This window comes from Roseofilum sp. KMC-1, from assembly GCF_057802075.1.
The window spans coordinates 4,049,760-4,074,964 of sequence record NZ_CM173605.1; the positions used below are offsets into that span (position 1 = coordinate 4,049,760).

Below are 25,205 nucleotides of genomic sequence, written 5' to 3' on the forward strand. Positions count from 1 at the left end.
TGGGGGAATGGGGGATAGGGAGATCCTTACCCATTTTTAATTTTTAATTTTTAATTGATCCTACAGCCATTCATCATCATCTCCCCAATCTTCATCCTCATAGGCATTATGTTGATTATACCTGGCTCGGCTGGGTGGTTCTGAAGGCCGGCGAGAATCGCGAATTGGCGGGCGATTCGCTTCCCTTGACCGGGGGGGCGGATAGTCCCGTGTTGGGGGATAGTCTCTTGCTGGCGGTTGATAGTCCTGTGCAGGAGGATAGTCTCGTCCTCGCGGAGCGTTCCGAACTGGGGGATAATCCTGGGCGGGTGGATAATTTCTTGCGGGTGGAGCGTTCCGAACTGGGGGGGTATACTCCCGTCGAGTTTTATAGGCTGGATTATCATAATCGTAACTTTCGCGGCGATCGAATTGATCGTCATCATCGCCCAAGAAAGTGCGCCGCAGGGTTCCCAAAAAGCCGTCATCTTCTTCTTCGCTCATCCGCAAGCGCACCTCGCGATTGAGATCGTAAAGAATGTCTTGTAAATCAGCTCCTGCTTGGTCAATTCCTCGGTCATCCCCTCGGCGCAAATACTCCCGCAGTTCCTGGACAATGGGATCGATATCTCGGCGGTATTGGTTAGCAAATTGCATCCCAAAATCTAAGGTGGCTTCTCGCAGTTGGCGCTCGGCTTGGGTAATGAGGGCTTCAGCACGGTTGAGTTTTTCTACTCTTTCCCGACGCTCCCGGTCTACTTGGGCATAGCGTTCGGCATCTTGGATCATTTGGTTGATTTCGTCGGAGGAGAGGGTAGAGGCTCCTTGTATGGTGATGCTTTGTTCTCGGCCGGTGGTGCGGTCTAGGGCGGTGACTTGGAGAATGCCGTTGGCATCAATGTCGAGGGAAACCTGAATTTGGGGAATGCCTCTAGGAGCGGGGGGAATGCCGGAAAGTCGGAAGCGACCGAGGGATTTGTTGTCCCTGGACATTTCTCGCTCTCCTTGGAGGATGTGGACTTCGACGAAGGTTTGGTTGTCTTGGGAGGTGGAGAAAATGTCCGATCGCCGCACGGGTATGGTAGTATTGCGGGGAATCAGTTTTTTCATTACCCCACTGGCGGTTTCGATACCGAGGGAGAGGGGGGTGACATCGAGCAGCAGTACGTCTTTGACGATGCCGGAGAGAATGCCTGCTTGAATGGCAGCGCCAACGGCAACGACTTCATCGGGGTTAACGTTTTGGTTGGGTTCTTTGTCGATGAAGCTACGAACCAGTTGTTGGACGATGGGAATACGGGTAGAACCGCCTACGAGAACGACTTCATCGATTTGGACGGGGCTAAGTCCGGCATCGTACATGGCCCGTTTGATGGGACGGCGCAGACGGGAGAGGAGGTCGCCACAAAGTTCTTCAAATTGCGATCGCGTCAGCCGAGTTTCTAAATGTTTGGGCCCGTCTTCGGTAGCGGTAATAAACGGCAGGTTAATCTCCGTTACTGTCACTCCCGACAGTTCAATTTTAGCTTTTTCGGCGGCTTCGGTGAGTCGTTGTAGGGCTTGGCGATCGCGCCGTAAATCTACCCCTTCCGTCTCTAGAAACTTTTCCGCTAACCAGTCTACAATTTTTTGGTCAAAGTCATTGCCTCCCAATTGGGTATCCCCACTGGTCGAGCGGACTTCAAATACCCCATCCCCCACTTCTAGGATCGAAACATCAAACGTTCCTCCCCCCAGATCAAAAACTAAGATAGTTTGCGCTGCTCCCCGCTCTAACCCATAAGCTAGGGATGCTGCCGTAGGTTCATTGAGAATCCGTTTTACCTCTAATCCGGCAATTTTCCCTGCATCTTTAGTCGCTTGCCGTTGGGCATCATTAAAATAGGCCGGAACGGTAATCACTGCCCCAGTTACTGGTTCCCCCAGGTAGCGACTGGCATCCTCAGCCAATTTCCGCAAGATCATCGCCGAGATTTCTTCAGGAGCAAAGTCTTTTTTCAGTCGAGGACATTTAATTTTAATATTGTCTACTTCATCTCTGCGGATGGTATAGGGGACTCGTTTGGAGTCGGCGTTGAGTTCGCCATATCTGCGCCCCATATAGCGTTTTACGGCATAAAAGGTATTTTGCGGGTTCAGGACGGCTTGGCGACGGGCCATTTGGCCAACCACAAGTTCGCCATCTTTACTGAAGCCAACCACTGAAGGTGTAGTCCGCATCCCTTCTGCATTGGCGATCACCATTGGCTTACCGCCTTCCATGATGGCAACCACTGAGTTCGTTGTCCCCAAGTCAATGCCGACTACTCTACCCATGGATTCTGTCTCTTCCTCGTCTATACTTGTCCGAAATGATGGCTTTATTTGCTCAGTTTATTCTATCGTGCTTCTGGAAGTGCAAGAGGAAACTGATTCTCTATCGGGAAATTCCCCAGAAACTGACCCTTAACTCCTTCCTATGTCCATCCAGAGAGGGATTCTTTGGTGTCCACCAAACTTTTCCTTAGCTGGAACCCTGAGAGGTAGAGAAAGATATGGTTTCTGGACGTGCGTAAGAAAGGGATATGGGGGAGGTCGTCAATTTTTTGTAGGCAATCCCAATGGGTCAACTGTGAGCGGCAACAATCCATACTATTCAGTAGCACCTGATGGAGTTGCTGCTCTCACACCAGTTTCTGATTTTGGTACTTGTAGCGGTGGCTCACGGCTTATTGGTATATCTAGAACCTATACCACTTGGGCTTGTGAGCGACAGCTTCAGTAGATAGCAAGGTGGGCAATGCTCACCTTGTTTTTTATAAGTTATTATAGAGGCACTTTCCATAAAGCTAATGAGATGACTCCAGCATCCGATAGACAAACAGCAATTATCCGTACAGAGCGTGGCCTGACGATCGCAGGTACACGCATCACCCTCTACGATGTCATGGATCATCTCGAAGCAGGTTGGTCACCCAAGCTAATTCTGAACTGGCTTCCTTTAACAGAAGAGCAGCTTAATGTAGCCCTTTCCTACATTGATGCTAACCAGTCTGCGGTAAAAGCAGAGTATCAAGCTGTTCTACAGGAAACTCGGGAAAGACGGAAGTATTGGGAAGACAAAAATCGGGAACGTTTAACTCAAATCGCTAAATTACCTCCAAAGCCAGGGCAAGAAGAAGTCTATGCTAAACTCCAAGCCTGGAAAGCAAAGCTTGGATTGATTGCATGATTGTTCTGGTTGATTACAATTTGACAGGTTATGTTGTTTTATTTCAGGGGACTCTAGCGGCTGATGGTTGGTTGGATCTTCTCTTAATTCGGTTTTTGACCTTGCAGGAGGCTGGTTTAGCTGCTGATACTAACGATCGGATCATTTGGCGATTCGCGCAATCTAATCAAATGATTTTGTTGACTGCAAATCGAAACGCAAAAGGTGAAGATTCATTGGAACAAACTATCCGTGAAGAAGGCACTTCTAAATCTTTCCCTGTTGTTACAATCGGGAATTTGGATCGGTTGGTTGAGCGAGAATATCGAGAGCGGTGTAGTGCGCGTCTTGCAGATATTGTGTTCTCTATTGAGAATTACCTGGGAGTCAGCCGTTTGTTTATTCCATAAGATGCCGATCGCAGCCAATAAGTGTAATTTGATTGTAATTAACTCAGTAGAAACGCAGCATAACGACCAAGATAAGCGGCGGCAGATAACCTCAGCAACTGAACCAAGATTTATCTACCGTCCGCTTCATCGACTTGTGTGCGATTCGTTCATCCTAAATGGGCTAAACCTAGCTCAGGGACGGGTGACAAGGACATTGTACCTTGATAACTGAATAACCGTAAGGGTGAAAGTCCCTTCCCCCTGGTGCTGGGGTGACAGCATTACCCCTACGGTAGCGACTGATCATCAATCCGTAAAGCGGGGTAAAAAGGTGGTAACTAGGAGCCTAACCCGGAATCCCATCGAGCATGAATGTAAGGATAGCGCAAGCGAAGATGTGTCAGAACGATCGTGACTGGACACCAGTGAAATCAGGCTGAAACACTGGGACTAAAAAAGTTAAGGATAGGGAGTAGGCGGTTACAATTTCGACCTACAGCACAACCCATAAAACCCGGTCGAAAGCATCATCCTAAGCATTCAAACAACGGTTATTCGGAACGAAGTAACCTACGGATTGCTCTCAGAAAAGGTCGAAATCTGAGTGGGTATCAACTACAAGCAATCTGATAGGAAAGATGGTCTAAGAAGCAAACGCCCAAAGTAATTATTGGGATAGGCAGACGTAGACCCGATGTTTTGGACTGAAGGGGTAAAAGTAGTGGTATATAAGTCTAAAGCCCGGAATATAAATCTGATGAAAGAATGGAAAACAATACCCTGGCGCAAGCTAGAACGTAAAGTTTTCAAGCTACAAAATCGCATCTTCAAAGCCAGCCAACGGGGTGACTATGCCGTGGTTCGATGGCTTCAGAAACTTTTAATGCGTTCCTGGTCAGCCCGATGTTTAGCCGTGCGAAAAGTGACTCAGGATAACCGAGGGAAAAAGACGGCAGGAGTGGATGGGGTGAAAAACCTGAGTCCAAAACAACGCCTACAACTCGTTAATAAACTGGATTATAGAGGTCAAGCCAAACCCTCTCGTCGGATTTGGATACCTAAACCCGGAAAGACAGAAAAACGACCCCTCGGTATTCTTACCATGAGCGATCGTGCTAGGCAAGCATTAGTCAAGCTAGGGATGGAACCAGAATGGGAAGCCCAATTTGAGGGCAACAGTTATGGTTTTAGACCTGGACGAAGCACCCACGATGCAATCGAAGCAATTTTCAACAATGTCAGTCGAAAAGCCAAATATGTGCTAGATGCAGACATTAGTAAATGCTTCGATCGTATCAATCATGAGGCATTGCTCAATAAAATCAATACCTTTCCAAGCCTAAACCGAACGATAAAAAGTTGGTTAAAATCCGGGGTATTTGATGATGGGCAATGGTTCCCCAGTAACGAAGGAACCCCCCAAGGAGGAGTCCTGTCCCCGTTGTTGGCAAATATCGCCTTACATGGTTTAGAAACGGTTATCACAAAACACAGTCTGCAAAGAAAATGCCCAGCCCTGGTGCGATATGCGGATGATTTTGTGGTAGTTCATGAAGACCTAGAGGTGATTGAAAAGTGTCAGCAAACGATTATAGATTGGTTAGCCGAAATGGGTCTTACCCTTCATCCCGAAAAGACACAAATTACCCATACTCTTCATCCTCATGAAGAAAAAGTGGGGTTTGACTTTTTAGGGTTTAATGTGCGGCAATATCCAGTGGGAAAATATAAAACAGGCAAAACTCCCCACGGTGTTCCTCAAGGATTCAAAACCTTAATAAAACCTAGTAAGGAATCTATCAGAAGGCATTGTCATAAGCTGAAGCAAGAGATTAAACTGCACACCGCAGCCACTCAGAGCTACAACTGATTGAACGCTTAAATCCAAAGATTATCGGCTGGGCAAATTATTATGCTGCCGGATGAGGTGAAAGTCTCACGTCCGGTTTTGTAGACCAGTGGGAGGGGTGACTCTTCCACTGAGTTTAATTAGACCGTGCGCTGTTGTTGGGTTTATCTCACGATGCCATAGATACTACCGTTACTAGTAGCAAAAGCAGACCGGAAATTCCAACCACTTCCAACTTTTGTTCCAGAGCCTCGCGCAAAGCTAGTAGAGCCATCCTGCCAGCCATTATGCTTGTACCAGTGAAGATCACCATTGTCTTTAATACCGTAGATTACACCATCGCTACTCGCAAAAACTGTTTTGAAATTCCAGCCGCTTCCCACCTTCGTGCCAGAACCTCTTGCAAAGCTAGTGGAACCATCTTGCCAGCCATTGTGCTTGTACCACAGCAAATCGCCGTTATCCCTAATCGCGTAAATAATGCCGTTATTGCTGGCAAAGACTGTTTTGAAGTTCCAGCCACTTCCCACTTTTGTGCAGTTGTTGCTTGCCCAACTAGCAGAACCATTTTGCCAGCCATTGTGTTTATACCAACATAATTCTTTATTGGCATTAATTCCGTAAATTACACCATCACTACTTGCAAAAACAGTTCCAAAGCTCCAGCCACTGCCAACCCTTGTGCCCGTGCCGCTTGCCCAACTAGCAGAACCATTTTGCCAGCCATTGTGCTTATACCATAGCAATTCACTGTTAGCGTTAATCCCATAGATTACGCCATCGCTGCTTGCAAAAACGGTTCTGAAACTCCACCCACTTCCAACCTTTGTACAATTATTGATCGCCCAGCTAGCAGAACCATCTTGCCAACCTCTGTGTTGATACCAGCATAAATCAGCAGATGACAGTTGAGGACTAGGGGTAGATGAGTTAGAAAGCAGGCTATTGATGCGATCCATGATTTGACGCTGAATATAAGCATCGCTAGGCATCGGGTTATGGGTTAAGCGTTTTGCCTTAGTACCATTGGAGCCAGACCAACAACCGCTTAAATTACAGCCAGGTAATCTCCATCCCTCGCAAGTAAACTCCTCCGCGCCACAAGAAACCCTGATTTCTGAACCATCTGCATTCCTGGCAAGATTCTGTGCCTGTTGATCGCAAGTTCTAGCTTGGCAACCATTAATCGATCCACTGCCTCGGCTGTCAAAAGGAACTATATTATCTGTAGCAAAAGCATTTTCTTGCCATCGATTAAAGAAATAATCAACATTAGAAGGTACACCATGATCTCGAATCGGAGTACGAAATCCTCCAGTCCCAACTGGATCAATTACTCCTAAAAACTGAATCCTCCGGTTAACCCGATGAGCTAGTTTTAGGACTGAATCACCGCCATAGCTATGACCAATGATAATCAGAGGGCGACTCTGGTCAAGCTGGTTATTAATAAAGTCAGAGGCTTGATTAATGAAATCTCTGTCGTTAGATGTGGAATAACTTCCCAAAACGCCAATATTGATATTCTGTCTTTGCTTTCCTCCATGTTGAAAGTGATCCCAGGCAGTCATTCTAAAATCAGTATTTGGATTAGCATTTGGTATATTCCAGAGCTGACCCATATTCAAACTACTGGTTGTTGCCCAAACACAGCAGTCTGCATTGCCGTTAACAAGAATGACATAAGGACGAGGCGCTGATTGAGCCTGAACCTGATCTACAGATAATTTACCTATTCCTAGTGGATTGATGATTAGAAGCAAACTTAGTAGAAATGCACTAAGAGAGAATAGAGCGTTACGGCAAATTTTCATGAGAGTGAGATTGTAGGGCTGTAATTTCTTCGTCCAAAGATAAGCACCCTGTAAGAGATTTCATCTAGATATAGATGATTCCCGGATAAATGCCAAAAGGTGGACTTGTGGTCACTGTCTCAACTGAGATCTAGCGGTCTAACGGTGAAGTGCAGCGGCAGTAGATACCCTTGAACTCAGCACCAACAGCTTTCGACCGTCCGCTGCCACGCAGTGTTAGCCTGCGTGGCATTGCGTCAAGTTGGCGGTTACAACTCATCGATCGTTACCAACCCACCCTCTGTAAACTGAATCACCAGTTCTTGCTCATCAAGCAAGGCAGTCCCAATCAAAGGTCGTCGCCCTGTGGCAAATACACGAACATCTCGTTCAGCCCCATCCCAAAAGATCGTCGCTTGATGAACGGGCAAGAAAACGGAACTGTTATCTGCCAGGTTTGCGGGCAAATTGTATAAAAACGGAAGCCTCAACAAATTTACTGCCTCTGGCGGTAAGCAAAGGTGATCAGTAAAGCCTGTATCAATGACAAACTCAATCGGGAAAGTTGCACCATTCACCAAGAGAAATGTCAACGAGACGATCGCATGTCTATCAGTCACCATACCGGAAATCACTGCTCACCCGCTCCATCACACCGCCGAAAGAAGCTGCTACATTGTAGCCGACGCGGATACCAAAGAGTCTTGCATACGGAGACTTTGCTTGGAGATTTTTAGCTGCTTGTAGTCCTGTATCATCGACTTCATAGTCACCTGTCTCAATGTTGATGATGACCATTTTGCCGATATTTTCCTCCGTCTCAACTTTTTGCCGAATTCCGCTCTCGTAGAGTTGGTAGGCACGTTTCGCAACTTCTTCACTGCTTAACAGAATTGCTTGCATAGGTTGACTCCCGATCCCTACACCACTCTCTGAATACTTCCATACTACCCTACAAATTAGTAGGGTGGGCATTGCCCACCCTAATGCTGTTTCATTTGACAATACACTCTATGAAGTAATTGTAACCGCTCATGCTACTACAGCCCTGTTCAAACATCCCCTCGCGGTTCAGTGCAAACATATTGTCGCCAGTGCCGCCTACACCTCTGATTCGGTATGTAGTGTTTACACCGTTGAAAAGTGTTAAGTTACCGTTGTATGCCATCGATGTAACTTGCATGACTTGTGAACCTAGACGGTAGTTGTAACCTTGGAATGAACGCCCATCTGGTTGCAATGCAAACATATTTTGACCACCACCACCAGTACCTCTAACTTTAACAAGCACTTGTGTACGACCACCTTCTAACTGTCCTGATACAAAAAGAACATTATGTTCAGGCACCCACATCATCCCGTTAAATCTACGAAACTTTTGTTCTCCTAACCATTTGCCAGTCGATGCATCGGTTTTAGTCAGTACCGTCCCTGAATTGTTGATTGAGAGGTTCGTATTGCCAATCTTTAAGCTCGATCTTGAAAACACCCCATCAGCGTATGCAGGAGCTGTCGAGAAGCTGATTACTGCCAAACCAAGAATTGCTGTTTTCTTCAACATAAAATTCCTTTAACGATTAGTCTTCTGATTGCACCCTCATAGATAACCTAGCAGGCTAACGGATCAAATCAGCGGCGGCAGTTAACCTCGAACTCAACACCAGCGACTTTCAACCGTCCGCTGCATTTGAATTGTTAGACCGCGCTGCTTGCTTGACCTAAAGCTACTTCAACAGGCTATAGCCCACTAGAGTTGATAAACTGGTAGGTACAGAACTTGGAGAGTAAAGATCTATGCTCGAAGATTCCTCCATCATTAGCATCTCTCCCGAAATCATGGGCGGTACTCCAGTTTTTGCTGGCACTAGAGTTCCCATTGAGACGCTTCTGGACTATTTAAAGTCGGGAGAATCGATCGACGACTTTTTAGATGGATTTCCAACTGTGAGTAGAGAACAGGTCATCGCTTTGCTGGAAGAAGCTGGGAAACAGCTAATAGGCATGGTGGCATAGTATGAGGCTCCTATTGGATGAATGCATTGATCGCAAACTTGCGAGAGAGTTTGCTGGCTATGAGGTGAAAACGGTTCCCCAGATGGGATGGGCAGGAGTAAAGAATGGTCAACTTCTCACTCTTGCAGAAGCGGAGTTTGATGTTTTCATAACAGTCGATCGTAACTTGTCGTTTCAGCAAAATCTGCCACAGTTCGATATTGCGGTAGTTGTTTTGCAAGCACCTTCTAATCGACTAGCGGACTTGAAGCCTTTAGTATCTAAAGTCATAGCCATCTTACCGACAGTTGTAATGGGACAGGCTACGAGTGTTAGCGCATAGCTTATCTACATTCAATTACAGTAAAGCGATTACCCCCTACATTGGAGTAGAAATTAGATTGTAATCGTCCATCAACATATATCTCTTTCCATTTCCAATTTGTCGTTCGATTATCCCATCCAAAGTCTCGACTCTGGTACTGCTCCCAACTTGAATATCCTTGCCAACGACAAAACTGTTGAGCAATCTCGCCTCTGGCAGACCTATTGCAGCCATCTTGAAACCTGTAGGACTCAAGGCAAGCATCGATATATCTTCCGTCAAGTGTTGGATCTATAAAGGTTTCTGCACTAGCAGCGGATGAATTGAGAAGAATCAGAGATACGGAGAATGCAGAAACTGCAAAAAACTTTGAAGATGCTTTCATGATTGTCGATTACCTAGCGGTCTAACTAGGTGTTATGCGGCGGGTCGCCGTATAACACACCGGACAAAAAGTACGCCGAAGTCACGAAGATTTAACGACTATAGTCTAACTTACCCCAGGTTAGCGGGGAAGCAAAGGCGGCATAGGCAAAATTGAAGGTTTGGCGGCATAACACACCAGGCGTTTCCTTGATATAAATGGGTTTTGGGAGTTGTAACAAAATATTACGACCGCATAACACGCTGACAACTTTTGCGTAATCCACTGTGGAAAAGGTGTAGTAACACTTATACCCATTTTGTTAGGCGGCTCAGGAGCGGGTTATGAATGATTCGGAACCCAAGCGAAAATTTCTGGATCAACTGCGGGACATCTTGCGGGCAAAGCATTACAGCTACAGCACAGAACAAACTTATGTGGGGTGGGTTAGGCGGTATATTCTCTTTCACAACAAAAGACACCCTCAGGAGATGGGAGAACCGGAGGTGGAAGCGTTTTTAACCCATCTAGCGGTGAACGAGAATGTTTCTGCTTCGACCCAAAATCAAGCGTTGTGTGCGCTGGTTTTTACCTATCGGTATTTGCTCAAACAGCCCTTGAGTGACTCCATTGAGGCGGTTCGAGCCAAACGTCCTAAGCATTTACCGGTGGTGCTGACGGTGGCAGAGGTTCGATCGGTTTTGCAAAAAATGAATGGGATCCCGCTGTTGGTCGCTCAGTTGTTGTATGGCAGTGGATTGCGGCTGATGGAAGGGTTGAGGTTGCGGGTTAAGGATGTGGATTTTGAACAGCAGCAGATTATGATCAGGGATGCGAAGGGATACCAGGATCGGGTAACGCTTTTGCCAACCAGCGTGGTGGATGCGCTCAAAGCCCATTTAAGAGAGGTTAAATATCTCCATGAGAAGGATTTGCAGGAAGGCTACGGTCAGGTTTATTTGCCCTACGCTCTAGAGCGCAAGTATCGCAAGGCCGATCGAGATTGGATTTGGCAATATGTGTTTCCTGCAAGTATTCGCTCTCAGGATCCCCGTAGTGGCATTATTCGCCGTCACCATCTCGATCCAAGTGTGATCCAAAAAGCAGTTAAAACCGCTCTTCAACAGGTCGGTATTTCCAAGAAAGCAAGCTGTCACACCCTGCGCCATAGTTTTGCCACCCATCTGCTGCAAAATGGCTACGACATCCGCACGGTGCAGGAATTGCTGGGACACAAAGATGTGAAGACCACGATGATTTATACCCATGTTCTCAACAAGGGCGGGTTGGGGGTGCGGAGTCCTCTCGACCTTTAACGATCGCTCTTGATTTGATAATTATTAACTATCCCTCTTCTGTCACTTTCCGGTTTCTTCTATGATTAGAAATTTCTGGAGCCAAGGTATCATAGGTGATGTAGAGTTGGGCGATTATGCGACCCATCGCTGGCGCGATCGGTGCGCTACGCGGATCGCCTGCCTTGTCTAGACTTTACGATTCCGAAAAGCTTTAGCTTTTCGGAAAGTGACAGAAGGGGTACTCGCCATCTTGCCAGCAGAACCAGTCAAAGGCTCCGTCGTAGGTTCGCCAGACTAAGTATTCTTGGACTTGGTTACGACAGTAGACGTTGCGTTTTTGGACGTTGCGTTTTTGGGGCGATCGCCTCTCATTTTTGTCAAGAAATATTACAATATCCGCAATTTTGCATAAAAAAGACTCCCAAAACCTGAGAGCAATATAGGAGGGATAATCAGTTTCCGGGAAAACCCGGACGGGAAATTACCCAGAAACCGAACTTGACCAGCCTCCTATGTCCATCCAGAGAGGGATTCTACTGAATTAACCCCCTGCTCTGGAACTGAAAACGATTAGGAGAATGCATCCATGTTACCGAACAAATCGGGGATTAATGCAGTTACTCGCACCGTTAAGCGCGTTGCTCTTGGGGTAACGTCTGTGGTTCTCTGTTGGAGCAGTTTGAACCTGAACTCGAAAGCCAATGCTGCTCGGTTTTCCGTCTTGTGGTGGGACACAACAGCTTGGCATAGTGGTATGCTCCGAGATGAAATTCGTCAAGAAATGCCCACGTTTCTAGATGCTTTTGACGGTGGAGATGTCTTTAATACTACGTATATTTCCCACAAAACAGATGGAGGACTCTCAGCCCATTTGGCCTCTAACAGCTATGATGTGGTGGTTTTAGATAGTGGATATACCCCTACTGAAGGAGCTAGTTTTCCATTTAATTCAGCAGATCAGGACGCGTTGAAAGAGCATTATACCCAAAACCCTAATTTGATGCTGGATGGCAGCCTACTTATCCGTAGTTTTGCATATAAGCCAGAAACGGATTTTCCTGGCCCCAATAATGCTTTGGGTAACTTTACCGCAAATCAGGTGTACGCACTAGCGACAAGGGGAGGAGGGATTTTGATCGGTACCGATCATTACGATTTTCAAGATGATGGTAATTATATGCTTGATGGTCTCTTCCCAGGGCAACCAGCTAAGTTTAGTGGGATAACGAATCCTTCTACTGATGGGGTATTCTATGGTGCAGATTTGCTCAATAGTGCAGTAGCTGTTGCACCTAATGATATTTTTACCCATTGGAGTTCTGCTCCCAGTCAAGGCGTTGCTCCCACGGGTGATTTTATCGACTTCTTGGGCAACCCTGTCACCCTTTACAGTCAAGTGGATGTTGCCGATAAACCGGGTGGTGGGCAAAAGTATTCCTATATTTCCACCAGTTGGAAACCCGATGAATGTGAAACTAATGTTACCAGTACAAGTTCTGCCTGTCATCAAAAAGTGCCCGAACCTTCTGCACTTTTGGCGCTGTTAGCTGTTGGTGCGGTTGGTTCCCGGCTGAAGCGGCGTTAACGTTGATACCGTAGGGGTGGGGGCGGGTTTACAGAAGTTATTGGTGGGTATTGTAGATTTGGGTAAAACCTGCCTCGACAATAGACCAATCCTATACATTAGATCAGTTTATTCTATCTTGCTTCTGGGAATGCAAACGGAAACTGATTCTCTATTCCCTAGCGCGCAGGGCTATAATTGCCTGATGCTCTGAAGTGGCTACTCCCTGTTGCAAAACTGCCAATACCTGGGCTAAATCTCCTGCCAGGAGTGCATCTTTGGCTAACCACAAGCCAGGAAAGACCAGGGAACGGCAGATCCCATCAGCATCGGCATTTAATAGCACATACTCCCCATTTTGCCAGCAGAACCAGTCGAAAGCGCCATCGTAGGTTCGCCAGACTAAATATTCTTGGACTTGGTTGCGACAGTAGATGTCGCGTTTTTGGTTGAGGTCAATGGAAGCGCTACTAGCGGCAATTTCCACAATGAGTTCTGGGGGGCCTTCCACATAGTCATCCTCGCTAATGGTACTTTGGCCTTCGGTTTCGATGCGAAGGAGAGCGTCGGGTTGGGTTTCGTCATCAGCGTCTAAACGAACCGTTGCGTTATCTAGGAGTTGGATACCTGGAGTCGCAGCCCAGTAAGCTCCCAGCCAAGCCATAACTCGTGCATGGGGTTCGCCGTGGGATTTAGCACGTAGGGGAGATGCCATATAAACGGTTCCTTCGATGAGTTCGGCTTTTTTGACATGGGGCATGGTGGCGTAGCGGCGCTCAAATTCGCTGCGCGTTAGGCGATCGCCGTTTTCCAGAGGTGGAAGGCTTAGGGGTGGGGATAGGGTCATCAGCAATTAACTATTGATCATGAATAATTTAACTACTTCTCCTTTTTGAGGAGAGTAAATCCATGTTAACCAACCCATCTGGGATTGATGCAGTGGTTCGCCGCGTTAAGCGCATTGCTCTTAAGGATTGGATCGCTTCCCGGTGAGCATATAGGTGTCCATTTCGCCTTTGCCTTTAATAGCAATCTTGCCCCGATGTTGCAAATAGTAGTTTAACTTGAGTTTTTCATAAGTGGTTTGGCTAACCTGAATTTGTCCGGGGATGCCATGAGATTCCATGCGGCTGGCGGTGTTGACGGTATCGCCCCATAAATCATAGCTGAATTTCTTTTTACCGATTACTCCAGCAACCACGGGGCCGGTATTGACACCAATACGGATCTGGAAGTCCGTGTTCATTTCTTGGTTGAGTTCAGTCATCACTTCTTGCATTTTCAGGGCCATATTGGCGATCGCCTCCGCATGATCGTGGCGCGGTGTTGGTAGTCCCCCCACCACCATGTAAGCATCCCCAATGGTTTTGATTTTCTCTAGGCGATAGTCTTCGGTTAACTGGTCGAACTTGGAGAAAATCAGGTTCAGCAAGGAGACTAATTCAGAGGCTGATTTTTCTTCTGAGAGCTTGGTAAAGCCGACAATATCAGCGAACAGAACCGTCACTTCTTCAAAATATTCGGCGATCGCCCCCGATGTTTTCTTCAATAACTCAGCAATTCTCGCTGGTAAAATATTATGCAATAATTTTTCCGTTTGTTTCTTCTGGTAAAATAGAGAAATCTCGATTTTTTTACGTTTAATAAATTGGCACAGTTGGCTCCCAATACCTGCCAGCATTTGCACCAACTCTTCATCCATCGGTTGAGTCGCTTGGCTAAATAAGGTAATCATCCCCAAGCGATCTTCATCACTAGATACCGGAAAACCTACTACTGCCTTCACTCGATCAATTGCTCCTAATTCCTTCCGCAGCAGATCTTTGTGCAATTCTATATCAGTAATCCATTGGGGTTGATTATCCTCGCATATTTTGCCAAACCATCCCTCACTTGGTGTGAGATTAATTTCTCTAACTTTAGATAACCTAGGAAATTGAGCTTCAGGCATTTTCCAGATGGTTTGGCGCAATAGTTTGTTAGTCGGGATTAAGTTATCATTACAATCCTTAGTTTGCTTGGGAATCCAATACATTCCCAGATCCCACTCTAAATTTTCCACCAACACGCGCAAGATATTCGGTAAGGCTTCATCGAGCATCAGCGATCGCGACAACACCCGTGCCACACTATACTGAATATACAGCCGCTTTTGGGCCTGTTTGGTTTTGGTAATATCTCGACCCACATACAATACATCTTTTAAGCTCGGTACATCTGTATCTAAAGCAGCACAAGAAAAGGCGATCGAAAGTTTTTCTCCTCGTTTGTTAAAAATCAATACTTCAATATCTGTTAAGACTTTTCCTTGCAGAAACTCTCGATCCGAAACCCACTCATGACTTAAGGGATGGTCTCCTAATAAATTGCGAATGGGTTGACCAATTAGCTCCTCTTTACTATATTCTAGTAAACCGTAAACCGCCGAATTTATCGTTGTAATTTCTCCCAAATGATTAGTGACAATTAAAGCCTCTGCCATCGAATGAATTAACTGCTGGATATATTTCTCTGATTTGGCTAAAGCATTAATAGCAATACTATTTTCATTGGTTGCTTGTACCAAACGTTGTTCTAGATTCATCCGTTCTGTCACATCTTCTAGAAACACAATTAATTGCTGATTATCAATATTTTGGGAATGAGCAATAAAATATAGATCGACATATAAAGGAGACTCTATATCAGATGAGCGAGAAATTGCCTTAATATCAAAACTTTCTTCTTCACCCAAGAGAATCAACTCTAATATTTCTTCGATTCCATAGGTTTCCGGAAAATAGAACTGAAAGGATTCACCAGCTCTTAATGCCTCTTCACCCCCTACTAATCGATCTGCTCGATCTGAGAACTCCAAAATGATCAATTCTGGATCTAAGATCACATATTCAAGATGTTTAGGGACAATGGTTTTTGACATATTTTTATTGGAAACTTAATCAAAATTTTTATCATTCCACAATTAACTCCAAGTTGGGCAAAAATTTTTGTAAGTTCTTGAGAGATTTGCTTTGCCAAGGCACATCCACAGAACCCTCAACTGTTAACTTAATCTGTGGCTTTTTTCTTAGTCCAATTACAAATTTAGTAATTAAGCTAATTCCCGAACTATTCAAAAAAATTAACTCTTTTAAGTTTAAAGTTAAATGAGGAGGTTCTGAATCAGCAATCTGATCCAGAAAATCCTTAATTGGATCGTATTCCGATGCTCCATTAAGATTAAGTTCGCCCATAAACTGAATGGTAGTTGACTCTGGATCGTAATTAATTTTATATTCTTTAGTATTTATACTCTGATAATTCATGTTCACCTCATTCAAGTTTGATATATATTAACAAAGGATCACACTTTAACTTTAGCCATGGTGGTAATATTTACAAACTTATCGCCAGCACGAGAATCCGTAAATTTCCATCCCAGAGTTGCTCCATAATCCTTGATCATACTAATCAATCCCAATCCTGATGCATTACTGTCATCTTCAAGACTTTTCTCAACTTGTTCAACATAAAGATCTTCTAAATCCTCAGTTAACAACTGATCGATAAATGCTTCAAAAGAGATTATTTTCTGAGATTCGATGGTGTTAGTTGCAAAAATAGCGGCCACAATACCACTATCTTGCTGTTGAATAAAATGAATTCCAAAAATGACTTTGCTTTTCACAGATGGGTCATGAAATTTAATGGCATTTTCTAGAAGTTCATTGGCAATATAACTGACAGAAGCCTTACTTTCTTGAATTCGACGTTGATCGTCATCTAAAGGTAAAAAACTAGAAAAATATTCCGCTAAAAAGTAGGCAGATAAGCGATTATTTTTCCATCTTTTTTGTAGAGGTTGTGAACTGGGGGTAAAGGTTAATTCTAAAGAATCATGTTCTGGTGGAAATTCTTTAATAAAATCGCCTAAAATTTTTTCCATATCTCGATCTAAATATACTGAGTTGTAAATAGGGGGACAGTTTTAATCAATAAACATACCAAAAAGCGAACTTCATTTTAATCTCAGAAATTATACCCGACTTTTTGTTTCAAAACGACTAAGGTAATATCATCCCATATTTTTTCTTCTCCAATAAACTGCTGTAAATCTTCAATAACGGCTTCTTGAATTTTATGGGAGTTATAATGCCAGTTTTGGCTAATGATTTGACATAACCGTTCTATACCATAGCGCTGATTGCTCCCATTTCTAGCTTCAGTAATCCCATCCGTGTAGAGGACAACCCCATCCCCTGAATTTAATTCCACTCTAGTATAACTAATAAAGTCAGAAATGTTGTGATCTAAACCAATCGGTAAGCCTAAATCCATGGTATCAATTCGTTCAATCTTGCCTCCTTGACGTACAACAATGACTTCTTCATGTTGACCACTTACGGTTACTTGACCTTCTGCATAATTTAAAATAGACAATGTTAAATTTTTATCTATTTTCATGCGTTGCACATTGTTGTAAATTGTGCGGTTGAGCAGGTCTAAAAAACGAATGGGGTCATGTTCTTTGATCTCTTTTAAGGTGACTACCGCAGTTTGAGTCATGAGCATGAGGATACCACTTTCTAGACCATGGCCCGTAACGTCGCCAATGGCAATTGTTATGACTCCATCCATACAGATGACATCATAATAGTCGCCTCCCACTTCATCAGCAGGTTGCATATATCCAGAAATATCTAGTTCCTGGATACTGGCTAAATCTTCGGGTTTGGGCAGAATTAATTGCTGCATTTCCCGGAGAATTTCTAATTCTGCGGAAAGCCGTATATTTTCTGATTTAAGTTGTTGATTGAGGTGATCGATTTCTTGGTTAGCAGCCGCTAATTCTTTGCTTCTCTCTTGTAGTCGATGGATGACGATCGCGTTTTCATTGGTTGCTTGTACTAACCTCTGCTCTAGTTCCATCTGTGCTGTCACGTCTTCCAGGAATAAAATTAGACGTTGATGCTCCCTAGGGTTGGGATCGGGAATAAAATAGAGGTCGATGTACAACTGAGTATCTGGATTTGGGGAGCGGGCGATCGCCTTGATATCAAAGTTATCCAGTTCTCCCGTTAAAACGGATGCTAAGATATCTTCTAGACCTACAGTTTCGGGGAAATACTGATCTAACAGTTCCCCCTTCCTTAAGGTCATCTCTTCGCCAACGAGTCGCTCTGCATCGGTGGAATAGTCCTGGATCGTTAAATCCTGGTCTAAAATCAAATATTCAATGTGATGAGGAACAATCAGTTGACACATGAACTATTTGATGCTCATAATTTCCTGAGCTAGATCTTGGAAGAGTTGATTAACATTATCTCCACTTTTGGCTGAAGTGCCATAGGTTTTAATCACCGGTTGCTCTGGGTATTGATGGTGTTTTAAGAGGGCTTTTAGTTTTTGATCGTCTACTAAGTCGGCTTTATTCAGGGCGATCGCCATTTTACCCTTGGGATTGACCTTACTGAATAACTCCAGATGATTAATGATATTACCCAAAGTTTCTTCCCGGCTGACATCAGCAACAATGATCGCTCCTTTGGCTCCTTGGAGATAACTGGGGGCGATCGCCTTAAATTTCGTCTGCCCTTCAATATCCCAAACCAGTAATTGTAGCTCTGAGCCGTCAGGAAGCGATACATCTTTACGAGAAATTTTTACCCCCACTGTAGATAAATATTTATCATCAAATTGACCATCGACAAACCGACGGATCAAACTGGTTTTACCCACACTGAAATCCCCAACCATGCAAATTTTCTTAGAAATCTTAGCCATCTTAGTTTCCTACTTTAATCGGACGAAATAACTCAAACCGGACGCAGCGACTTAAAGCAAGAGCATCCGTAGAAGCGATCCCTGGTGGGGGTTCGGTGGTTCCTTGGATTTTCAGGCGCTGGGGTGGAATGCCTTGCTGTTGTAAGGCGAGTTTGACCGCTTCTGCCCGTTGCCAAGAGAGTTTTTGATTTTCTCCCCATCCTCCAATCTTATCGCTATGTCCTGTAATCATTAAATCAAATTCTGGATACTGGTTTAAAAATTGGGCAATTTTAGGAATTCCTTCAGCGAGATCGGCTGGATGCAGTTTGTCTGAGCCAGATTCAAAGTAGAATTTCATTTCTAAGGGTGAAGATTGCAGTTGAATGCGACTAAAGACGCTGCTTACTCCCGTAATCTCCTCTAAGGAATCGAGAATTTTTTGGAGATCTTCAACTTCAATTACAGTCCCGGAAACGGTCACATTACCTTGGTTATAGATGGCGTTAATCTTGACTCCATCGAGTTGATTTAGCACTTGAATAATCCGATTGACTTCTGTGGCGGCTGCGTCTAGATCGGGAGGTAAGTTGACCGCTACAATGTCGTTATCTAGGGTTAAATCTGGGACAATTTCTGAGACAATTTCCCCGGCTTTTAAGCGTAGATACTCATTGGGTACGCGCCCTTTTAATTGAAGGGTTTCCCGATTGACATTGGGGGTAATGGCGTAAACGGAGAGTTCGGGAGAGGAGAGTAGGGCTTGGCGAGTTTCCACTTCTAGACGGTGCTGGTTATGCCATTGGTGAGAAGTCCATATCCAAGGAATAGAAATGGCTCCAATTATTCCTAGGATCAGGATCATTAATGCCCAGGGAAACTCATCCTCCTCTTTTTTCTCGCTCTGAGCAAAGAGTTTTTCTAGCTCTCCTGACACTTTATCCGGGATAGTGCTGGGGTCGCCATCAAATTCGCTAATGGGTTCGCCAAATTTTTGTAGGAGGAAAGAGTAGGTGTCTTTGATGTCTTGAATAAAGGCTTTGGACGGTTCCCCTTTAATGATGACGGCTAGATAGGAATAACCGGCTACCTCTAGCATGATTTTACAATCGTCATATTCAATTTCGTTGAGTTCTGAAGCAAATTGATCGGAGGAAATACAGTCATTCACAAAGCTACGAATGGCGGTGAGCATTCCGGCAAGCATGTCTGATTCTAGGCGGTTTTCTTCTGAGGGTTGATATTCACTGATGACGAGACCGGAGGCTTTATGAATGAGGAAAATCGCTCGCACACTGAAGAGCATGGATTCTTGAAAGATCAATTCGGCTTCGGAAACGCCCTGGACTCTGGCTTTGATTTTGCGTTGAATGCCTTTTAAGGTGAGGGCACTTTCTACTTTTTGGTTGATGGATTGAATGACATCATTCATGTATTTGGCAATGGTGTTGCCAATGACGGGATAGAGGGCATCAACCATGGAATCTCGCTCGTGTTCGATTTGCGCTTTGATGGCGGGGCCCATTTCTGGGCCGATAGCTCTGGCGATCGCATGGCGATCGAGCCTAATTTGTTCTTCAATGGCTAGACTGACTTCTGGGGCTAAGGCTTTGGCGACTTGACGGGGCGATCGCCGGATTTCTTCGGCAATGGCAGCCGGAATTAAATCGGCTAATACCCCACTCATGGCTTCGGAATCCTCTTGGGCGCGATTTTGGATAATTTTGTCAATGATTGGGGTTAAGACGCGAATACTTTGCTCGTGGGAAACGGTTAAATCAAATCCTAGGAGTTCCGAGATTAAAGGCATGAGGGGATTAATCAAGGCTGTTTGTTGTTCGAGTTGACTTAAGCGCTCTTCTAGACTCAGATTTGATGAACGATTTAAAGTATAAAGATTAGAGACTCGATCTGAGGGGCGAGATTGGGCTAAAGAGGAGCGAGATTTAGTGGCTTCTGAGGGCAATAATAAGTTTTGAAGGGCATCGAGAGACCGATCGACTTCTGGAGTAATTTTTGGCTGCGGTTGATGGCTCGGTTCGGTGATTGGGGTAGATGGCAGAGCCGCAGAAATGCCAGAATTGGGGGAAGTTGTCTCTTCCTCCAATTCTGCTTTTAAGACTAAAGGGGGTAAATGTTCTCCAGAAAATTCAGATGGCGATCGAGATTCAGATTGCGGATCGAGGAGTAGATCGGACAGTAAATCCAGGGTATGCTCCAAGCCCTGGGGGGAGTCTGGAGTTTCAGATGTAACGGAAGTCTTTGGTCTTCGGTGTTCTTCTTCTGTGACGGGCCGATCGCGATTCAACCAATTAAAGAAGTTCTCCTGCTCCAGAGCCGATTCTAATTTCTGCTCAGAAGAAGATTGAGGCCGTTTTCCTGGTGACTGTCGATCTGATAAAACCATGGCACTCCCCGATCGCTCCTTTCTCTTAGCTCCTTTCTCTTAAGAGTGTTGTTCTGGTAACAACAAATCCGCCTTTACTTCCGTGCCCTCGATTTCCCGAATAAAATCTGTTTTCTTCACTTTCATACAGAGATCGAATAGCACTTCAGCGAATTCATCGCGGGAAATTTTATTCTCTTGCAGTCCGCTGATATATTTGTCGAGTTCCGTTTGAATTTTCCCGGTGATGGTGTGCAGTTCTTTTTGCAAAGATTCTTTGGTATGACGAATATTTTGCTCTAAGCTTTCCGTTTGGTTATGTAAGGTTTTATCCAAACCTTTGATTTGTTCATTAAAGTTTTTCTGGGTGCGATCGAGGTCTTGTTTTAATTCAGTGAAGTCTTCCGTATGAGTGACGGTCACATACTGAATTTTTTTCTCTAGAGCATAAGAATTAGAGCGCAGTTCTGTGGAAAATTGCTCGTTGAGCTGATTGAGGCGATCGCCCATCTCTTGTTTGAGATCTTTGATCATGCTCTCCAAGGCTTCGAGTCGGGTATCAAGTTCCCGTTGCTGCTCTCCAAAGAGTAAGTCCCGGATTTGCTCTACATTTCCCAGGCGATCGCGCATATCTTTACTTTGTCCTGGATCGTTCATCATCGTTTTCCTCTCACACTCGCGTGAAATAGATGCCTTATGAGTGCTGACAACTCATAACTTGGTACTTGCATAAATCCCCTTGATTTTACTGGAATTTTCAGCTAATACAAGCTTCACCTACAAATTTTAATCTCCCTGAGAGCAAATGTGACCGGATTGAACCCGCAGAATCTGGGAGGAGTGTAACCAACTTTTCTCAAATGCACTTAAGTGGGTGGTGGTAATTAGAGTTTGGAATCGGTCAGCGATCGCTTCTAAAAGCTGATTTTGGCGGGTTAAGTCTAATTCAGCTAGGACATCATCCAATAATAATAAGGGAGATTCTCCTACGACTTCAGAAATTAATTTTAATTCGGCTAACTTCAAGGCTAAAACTAAGGTGCGCTGTTGCCCTTGGGAGCCATACTGACGGGCGGGAGTCTCGTTAATACAGAAGTCTACCTCATCTCGGTGAGGCCCAACTAGGGTGGTTCCTTGAGCGAGTTCGGCGATCGCCCGGTCTTGGAGTTTCTGGAAAAATGCATTCTCTATGGCTTCTACCGGCGATCGAGAATCCCCATCCCAAAACACACTGGGATTATAGCAAATGGATAATTTTTCCATCGATCCACTGATCCTATCATGCCACGCTTTGGCAATGGGTGCAAGGCGCTCTAACACCCTAGAGCGTCGGCGAATGAGACGCACCCCGATAGATACCAATTGGGCATCCCAGAGGGCTAATTCTTGGAGATTTTGCCGACCTTCCACCTCTTGAAATTGCCGCAGTAGAGCATTGCGTTGCCGTAAAACCTGCTGATATTGGCGCAACATCGGATCGTAAACCGGTTCCAACTGCGTCAAGAGCGTATCTAACCACAAACGCCGGTTTTCGGGCGCTCCGCGCACCAAATCTAAATCCAAACTGGAGAACTGCACCACATTCAGCACCCCTAAAAAATCTCGCCGTTGTCGCTGCACTTCCTGATTTAAAACTAAAGTCCGGTTCCCACTCGCTCGCAGCACCAATTTCAGGTCAATTTCTCCCGTTTGTCGCTCCAAAATAGCACTCACTTGACCCATAGAGGGCGAAAAATCGGGGGACTGAAACACCAAATCGCGATCGCTTTTAGCCCGATGGGATCGTAGTGTAGATAATAGCTCCACCGCCTCCAATAAATTGGACTTTCCCTGGGCATTATCCCCCACCAAAATCACCTTGGGAGCTAGAAAATTCACCGCTTGCTCCACATAGTTGCGAAATTGCTTAAGATAGAGGGACTTCAAATACATGATTACTGATTACTTATTGCTTATTACCGAACAGCGCCAAGCCGTAAACCCATGCCCATAGACCTCATTCTCCTGATCGCTGCCCTGATCGTTTCCTGGCTCGTCTTTACCTGGCTAGTGAAAATTGTTAAACTAACCGTTGGTACAGCCCTAATCATTGCCGGTATCGTCCTCATCCTGCAACTGCTCTTTGGAGTCAATCCCAACCAACTTTGGCAACAAATCCTTAACTTACCCCAAATTATCCTCTATTGGATCGCCAGTTAACGCCCACATCTCCCATCAAGTGCCCCAATTCCAGTTTCTTCACTGCACACCAACCCGGACTCAATCGCCACTGAAACAGCTCCATACTCTCACAATCGATCCCAACCCCCTTTAAAATTGGCATCAGCCCCCACCCAGATCTAATCCTACCCATGGCATTCTAATCCCTATCACCCCTTTCCCACGGGTTCGTCCCCTTGAACGTACAGAGGAAATATTCATGAACGCCAAAAAACACGCCTCCAATATTCACCCCATTTGGAATTGGATTAACTGGTTTAGCTTTCCTGTCCTTCTATTTATAGGGCTGCATCTTCTGCAAGTCCAAGATGCTGTCCCTCAATCGACCTTTTCTGTTCCCCAATCCTTAGAACAGCAAACTGCCTTCTCTAGTCACTCCTGAGCGCGGCTAATGGTAGGCTAGGATGATCGATTACTGATTATCCACCCATGACTGAACCTTCTGCTGATTTGAATAGCCAAGTATCGATGGCGGCACGCATCCGTAATCTGGTGGTGGTGTTAACGGCGATCGCCTTAAGTGTGGCTTTGTTTTTAGGTTTTCAAACCCAAAATCCTTCTACCTCTTTGTCTGAGTTGGCCGAAACGGCTACACCCCTAGAAGTAGCCCTAGGGAATGAGAAGCCGACGTTAATGGAATTTTATGCTAATTGGTGTTTGAGTTGTCAGGCGATGGTTCCCGATATGGTGGCCTTGCGAGAGAGCTATGGGGAACAGGTCAATTTTGTGATGTTGAATGTGGATAATACGAAGTGGTTGCCAGAAATGGATACTTATCGGGTGGATGGGATTCCCCATTTTGTGTTTTTGAATCCCCAAGGGGAGGCAATCGCCGAAAGTATTGGCGAACTACCTAAACCGATTTTGCAAGATAAATTAGAAGCCCTCGTTGCGGGTGTTCCCATTCCTGATGCTGGATCTAGGGGCAAAGTATCGAGTTTAGAATCGGGTTCAGATCGAGAAGTTCCCCTAATTTCTGATCCCCGCAGTCATGGCTCTCAGGTGGTACAGTAGAGGGAGCGATCGGTGAGCATTGTTGATACAGCAGTTTTCTCTGTTATGAGGTATATATATTAATGGCCGTTTTTATAGATCGCTAGAATACCTCAAAGCTAGATTGAGTCTGTTGTTTACTCCCCCCATTCCCCCATTCCCCCATTCCCCCACTACAGCGCCCCTTGTGCCATTATCCATAAACCGTTAAGATCTGTTAAGTAACCTTTCAACCTCTCTCTAAACCCTATGGGTGCTGCGGTCTCTCTGGAAAATGTCTGTAAAGTTTATAACCAAGTCCCTGTAGTCGATCGTCTCTCCTTTACGATTCAACCGGGGGAAATGTTTGGTTTATTGGGGCCCAATGGAGCGGGAAAATCAACCACCATTCGCATGTTGACCACCCTCACCCGACCCACAGACGGACAGATCGAGGTAGCTGGGTATAATGTAGTGCGACAAGGACAGCAAGTTAAACGGAAAATTGGCGTGGTATTGCAACAAACCAGCGTTGATGTGGATTTAACCGTATGGGAAAATATGGAGTTTCACGGTCGCTTACATCACATTCCTAACGGAGTGCGCCAGGAAAAAATTAATCAATGGTTAGAGTATGTCGAATTAGTCGATCGCCGTCAAGATCGGGTAAAAACGCTCTCTGGGGGGATGAAACGTCGTCTACAAATTGCTAGAGCGCTGCTCCATGAACCGGAAATCTTATTTCTAGATGAACCAACTGTGGGTTTAGATCCCCAAACCCGTCGGCGGTTGTGGGAAATTATTCGCGGCTTAAATGAACAAGGAATGACCATGTTACTAACCACCCATTATATGGAAGAAGTGGAATATTTATGCGATCGCATCGGTATTATGGATGGGGGACATTTAATTGAACTGGGAACCTTAGCCGAATTGCGACAAAAACATGGAGAAGGCTTAGTCGTCAAACAAAAAGGCGATCGCTGGGACTACCTCTTTTTCCCCGACTTAGGCGCAGCCAACCACTATCTCGAACAGCAACCCGATAAAACCGGTTTAATGGTTCGCCCTTCCAACTTAGAAGATATCTTTGTCGAATTAACCGGAAGACAGTTAGACTAAAGGGTTACTAGGTTATT

Annotated in this window: 24 protein-coding genes and 3 pseudogenes; 11 read left to right on the forward strand and 16 right to left on the reverse strand. The window is 45.1% G+C overall.

The genetic code is table 11. From position 1 onward, the window contains the following. Nucleotides 1–60: 60 nt before the first annotated feature. Nucleotides 61–2,295, reverse strand: a complete 2,235-nt coding sequence (gene dnaK / locus AC3FZD_RS18590; RefSeq protein ID WP_488737446.1) for a molecular chaperone DnaK — start codon at nucleotides 2,293–2,295, stop codon at nucleotides 61–63. 520 nt (nucleotides 2,296–2,815) lie between these two features. On the opposite strand from dnaK, the gene AC3FZD_RS18595 reads away from it, so the two are divergent. From AC3FZD_RS18595 to ltrA, 3 genes and pseudogenes are all read left to right on the forward strand, one after another. Continuing rightward, entirely contained in the window at nucleotides 2,816–3,190 is a 375-nt protein-coding gene (locus tag AC3FZD_RS18595) for a DUF433 domain-containing protein (RefSeq protein WP_488737447.1), read from the forward strand. Further along, on the forward strand, nucleotides 3,187–3,579 hold the full coding sequence (locus AC3FZD_RS18600) for a DUF5615 family PIN-like protein (RefSeq protein WP_488737448.1): 393 nt from the start codon (nucleotides 3,187–3,189) through the stop codon (nucleotides 3,577–3,579). Before AC3FZD_RS18595 ends, AC3FZD_RS18600 begins: the two co-directional genes overlap by 4 nt. 739 nt (nucleotides 3,580–4,318) lie before the next feature. Beyond that, nucleotides 4,319–5,478, forward strand: a pseudogene (gene ltrA, locus AC3FZD_RS18605) (group II intron reverse transcriptase/maturase); the annotation flags it as partial. 96 nt (nucleotides 5,479–5,574) lie between these two features. On the opposite strand, the gene AC3FZD_RS18610 reads toward ltrA, so the two are convergent. From AC3FZD_RS18610 to AC3FZD_RS18625, 4 genes are all read right to left on the reverse strand, one after another. Continuing rightward, nucleotides 5,575–7,224, reverse strand: a complete 1,650-nt coding sequence (locus AC3FZD_RS18610) for a tachylectin-related carbohydrate-binding protein (protein ID WP_488737449.1) — start codon at nucleotides 7,222–7,224, stop codon at nucleotides 5,575–5,577. A 248-nt stretch (nucleotides 7,225–7,472) separates the two neighbouring features. After that, nucleotides 7,473–7,838, reverse strand: a complete 366-nt coding sequence (locus AC3FZD_RS18615) for a clan AA aspartic protease (RefSeq protein WP_488737450.1) — start codon at nucleotides 7,836–7,838, stop codon at nucleotides 7,473–7,475. Then, nucleotides 7,816–8,106, reverse strand: a complete 291-nt coding sequence (locus AC3FZD_RS18620; RefSeq protein ID WP_488737451.1) for a hypothetical protein — start codon at nucleotides 8,104–8,106, stop codon at nucleotides 7,816–7,818. The genes AC3FZD_RS18615 and AC3FZD_RS18620 overlap by 23 nt, the downstream gene beginning before the upstream one ends. 91 nt (nucleotides 8,107–8,197) lie before the next feature. Continuing rightward, a complete protein-coding gene (locus tag AC3FZD_RS18625) occupies nucleotides 8,198–8,764 on the reverse strand; it encodes a hypothetical protein (RefSeq protein WP_488737452.1) in 567 nt (188 codons plus the stop codon). 233 nt (nucleotides 8,765–8,997) lie between these two features. Between AC3FZD_RS18625 and AC3FZD_RS18630 the strand changes: the two genes are divergently transcribed. Both AC3FZD_RS18630 and AC3FZD_RS18635 read left to right on the forward strand, forming a co-directional pair. Beyond that, nucleotides 8,998–9,216, forward strand: coding sequence for a DUF433 domain-containing protein (locus tag AC3FZD_RS18630; protein ID WP_488737453.1), 219 nt, complete (start codon nucleotides 8,998–9,000; stop codon nucleotides 9,214–9,216). Between the two features lies 1 nt (nucleotide 9,217). Further along, a complete protein-coding gene (locus tag AC3FZD_RS18635) occupies nucleotides 9,218–9,538 on the forward strand; it encodes a DUF5615 family PIN-like protein (RefSeq protein WP_488737454.1) in 321 nt (106 codons plus the stop codon). A gap of 458 nt (nucleotides 9,539–9,996) precedes the next feature. Here AC3FZD_RS18635 and AC3FZD_RS18640 read toward each other — a convergent pair whose 3' ends face one another. After that, nucleotides 9,997–10,170, reverse strand: a complete 174-nt coding sequence (locus AC3FZD_RS18640; RefSeq protein ID WP_488737455.1) for a hypothetical protein — start codon at nucleotides 10,168–10,170, stop codon at nucleotides 9,997–9,999. 58 nt (nucleotides 10,171–10,228) lie between these two features. Between AC3FZD_RS18640 and AC3FZD_RS18645 the strand changes: the two genes are divergently transcribed. Then, nucleotides 10,229–11,200, forward strand: a complete 972-nt coding sequence (locus AC3FZD_RS18645) for an integron integrase (protein WP_488737456.1) — start codon at nucleotides 10,229–10,231, stop codon at nucleotides 11,198–11,200. Nucleotides 11,201–11,420: 220 nt separating this feature from the next. On the opposite strand, the pseudogene AC3FZD_RS18650 reads toward AC3FZD_RS18645, so the two are convergent. Continuing rightward, nucleotides 11,421–11,522 (reverse strand): annotated as a pseudogene (locus AC3FZD_RS18650) (Uma2 family endonuclease); the annotation flags it as partial. A gap of 246 nt (nucleotides 11,523–11,768) precedes the next feature. Between AC3FZD_RS18650 and AC3FZD_RS18655 the strand changes: the two are divergent. Further along, a complete protein-coding gene (locus AC3FZD_RS18655) occupies nucleotides 11,769–12,767 on the forward strand; it encodes a PEP-CTERM sorting domain-containing protein (RefSeq protein ID WP_488737457.1) in 999 nt (332 codons plus the stop codon). A 151-nt stretch (nucleotides 12,768–12,918) separates the two neighbouring features. Here AC3FZD_RS18655 and AC3FZD_RS18660 read toward each other — a convergent pair whose 3' ends face one another. The 9 genes and pseudogenes from AC3FZD_RS18660 to recF all read right to left on the reverse strand — a co-directional run bounded on the left by AC3FZD_RS18660 (nucleotide 12,919) and on the right by recF (nucleotide 22,806). After that, entirely contained in the window at nucleotides 12,919–13,593 is a 675-nt protein-coding gene (locus tag AC3FZD_RS18660) for a Uma2 family endonuclease (RefSeq protein WP_488737458.1), read from the reverse strand. A 120-nt stretch (nucleotides 13,594–13,713) separates the two neighbouring features. Beyond that, entirely contained in the window at nucleotides 13,714–15,666 is a 1,953-nt protein-coding gene (locus tag AC3FZD_RS18665; protein WP_488737459.1) for an adenylate/guanylate cyclase domain-containing protein, read from the reverse strand. A gap of 31 nt (nucleotides 15,667–15,697) precedes the next feature. Further along, entirely contained in the window at nucleotides 15,698–16,051 is a 354-nt protein-coding gene (locus tag AC3FZD_RS18670) for a slr1659 superfamily regulator (protein ID WP_488737460.1), read from the reverse strand. A 38-nt stretch (nucleotides 16,052–16,089) separates the two neighbouring features. After that, nucleotides 16,090–16,671, reverse strand: coding sequence for a slr1658 family protein (locus AC3FZD_RS18675; protein WP_488737461.1), 582 nt, complete (start codon nucleotides 16,669–16,671; stop codon nucleotides 16,090–16,092). An 83-nt stretch (nucleotides 16,672–16,754) separates the two neighbouring features. Beyond that, nucleotides 16,755–17,588 (reverse strand): annotated as a pseudogene (locus AC3FZD_RS18680) (PP2C family protein-serine/threonine phosphatase); the annotation flags it as partial. Between the two features lie 405 nt (nucleotides 17,589–17,993). Then, the gene (locus tag AC3FZD_RS18685) at nucleotides 17,994–18,509 is read right to left on the reverse strand and encodes a Rab family GTPase (RefSeq protein ID WP_488737462.1); all 516 of its coding nucleotides are present in this window, start codon (nucleotides 18,507–18,509) and stop codon (nucleotides 17,994–17,996) included. Nucleotide 18,510: 1 nt separating this feature from the next. Further along, nucleotides 18,511–20,895: an OmpA family protein gene (locus tag AC3FZD_RS18690; RefSeq protein ID WP_488737463.1), complete on the reverse strand. Its 2,385-nt coding sequence runs from the start codon at nucleotides 20,893–20,895 to the stop codon at nucleotides 18,511–18,513. Between the two features lie 39 nt (nucleotides 20,896–20,934). Beyond that, on the reverse strand, nucleotides 20,935–21,534 hold the full coding sequence (locus AC3FZD_RS18695; protein WP_488737464.1) for a hypothetical protein: 600 nt from the start codon (nucleotides 21,532–21,534) through the stop codon (nucleotides 20,935–20,937). A 126-nt stretch (nucleotides 21,535–21,660) separates the two neighbouring features. Beyond that, nucleotides 21,661–22,806 carry a DNA replication/repair protein RecF gene (recF, locus tag AC3FZD_RS18700; RefSeq protein WP_488737465.1) on the reverse strand — a complete coding sequence of 382 codons (1,146 nt, stop codon included), beginning with the start codon at nucleotides 22,804–22,806 and terminating at the stop codon, nucleotides 21,661–21,663. 51 nt (nucleotides 22,807–22,857) lie between these two features. Here recF and AC3FZD_RS18705 point away from each other — a divergent pair, with 51 nt between their 5' ends. From AC3FZD_RS18705 to AC3FZD_RS18720, 4 genes are all read left to right on the forward strand, one after another. Then, nucleotides 22,858–23,073, forward strand: a complete 216-nt coding sequence (locus AC3FZD_RS18705) for a hypothetical protein (RefSeq protein ID WP_488737466.1) — start codon at nucleotides 22,858–22,860, stop codon at nucleotides 23,071–23,073. Nucleotides 23,074–23,293: 220 nt separating this feature from the next. Next, a complete protein-coding gene (locus AC3FZD_RS18710) occupies nucleotides 23,294–23,476 on the forward strand; it encodes a hypothetical protein (protein WP_488737467.1) in 183 nt (60 codons plus the stop codon). Between the two features lie 47 nt (nucleotides 23,477–23,523). Then, nucleotides 23,524–24,108, forward strand: a complete 585-nt coding sequence (locus tag AC3FZD_RS18715; protein WP_488737468.1) for a thioredoxin family protein — start codon at nucleotides 23,524–23,526, stop codon at nucleotides 24,106–24,108. Between the two features lie 228 nt (nucleotides 24,109–24,336). Beyond that, complete coding sequence (locus AC3FZD_RS18720; protein WP_488737469.1) at nucleotides 24,337–25,188, forward strand: ABC transporter ATP-binding protein; 852 nt, start codon at nucleotides 24,337–24,339, stop codon at nucleotides 25,186–25,188. Nucleotides 25,189–25,205: the final 17 nt, after the last annotated feature.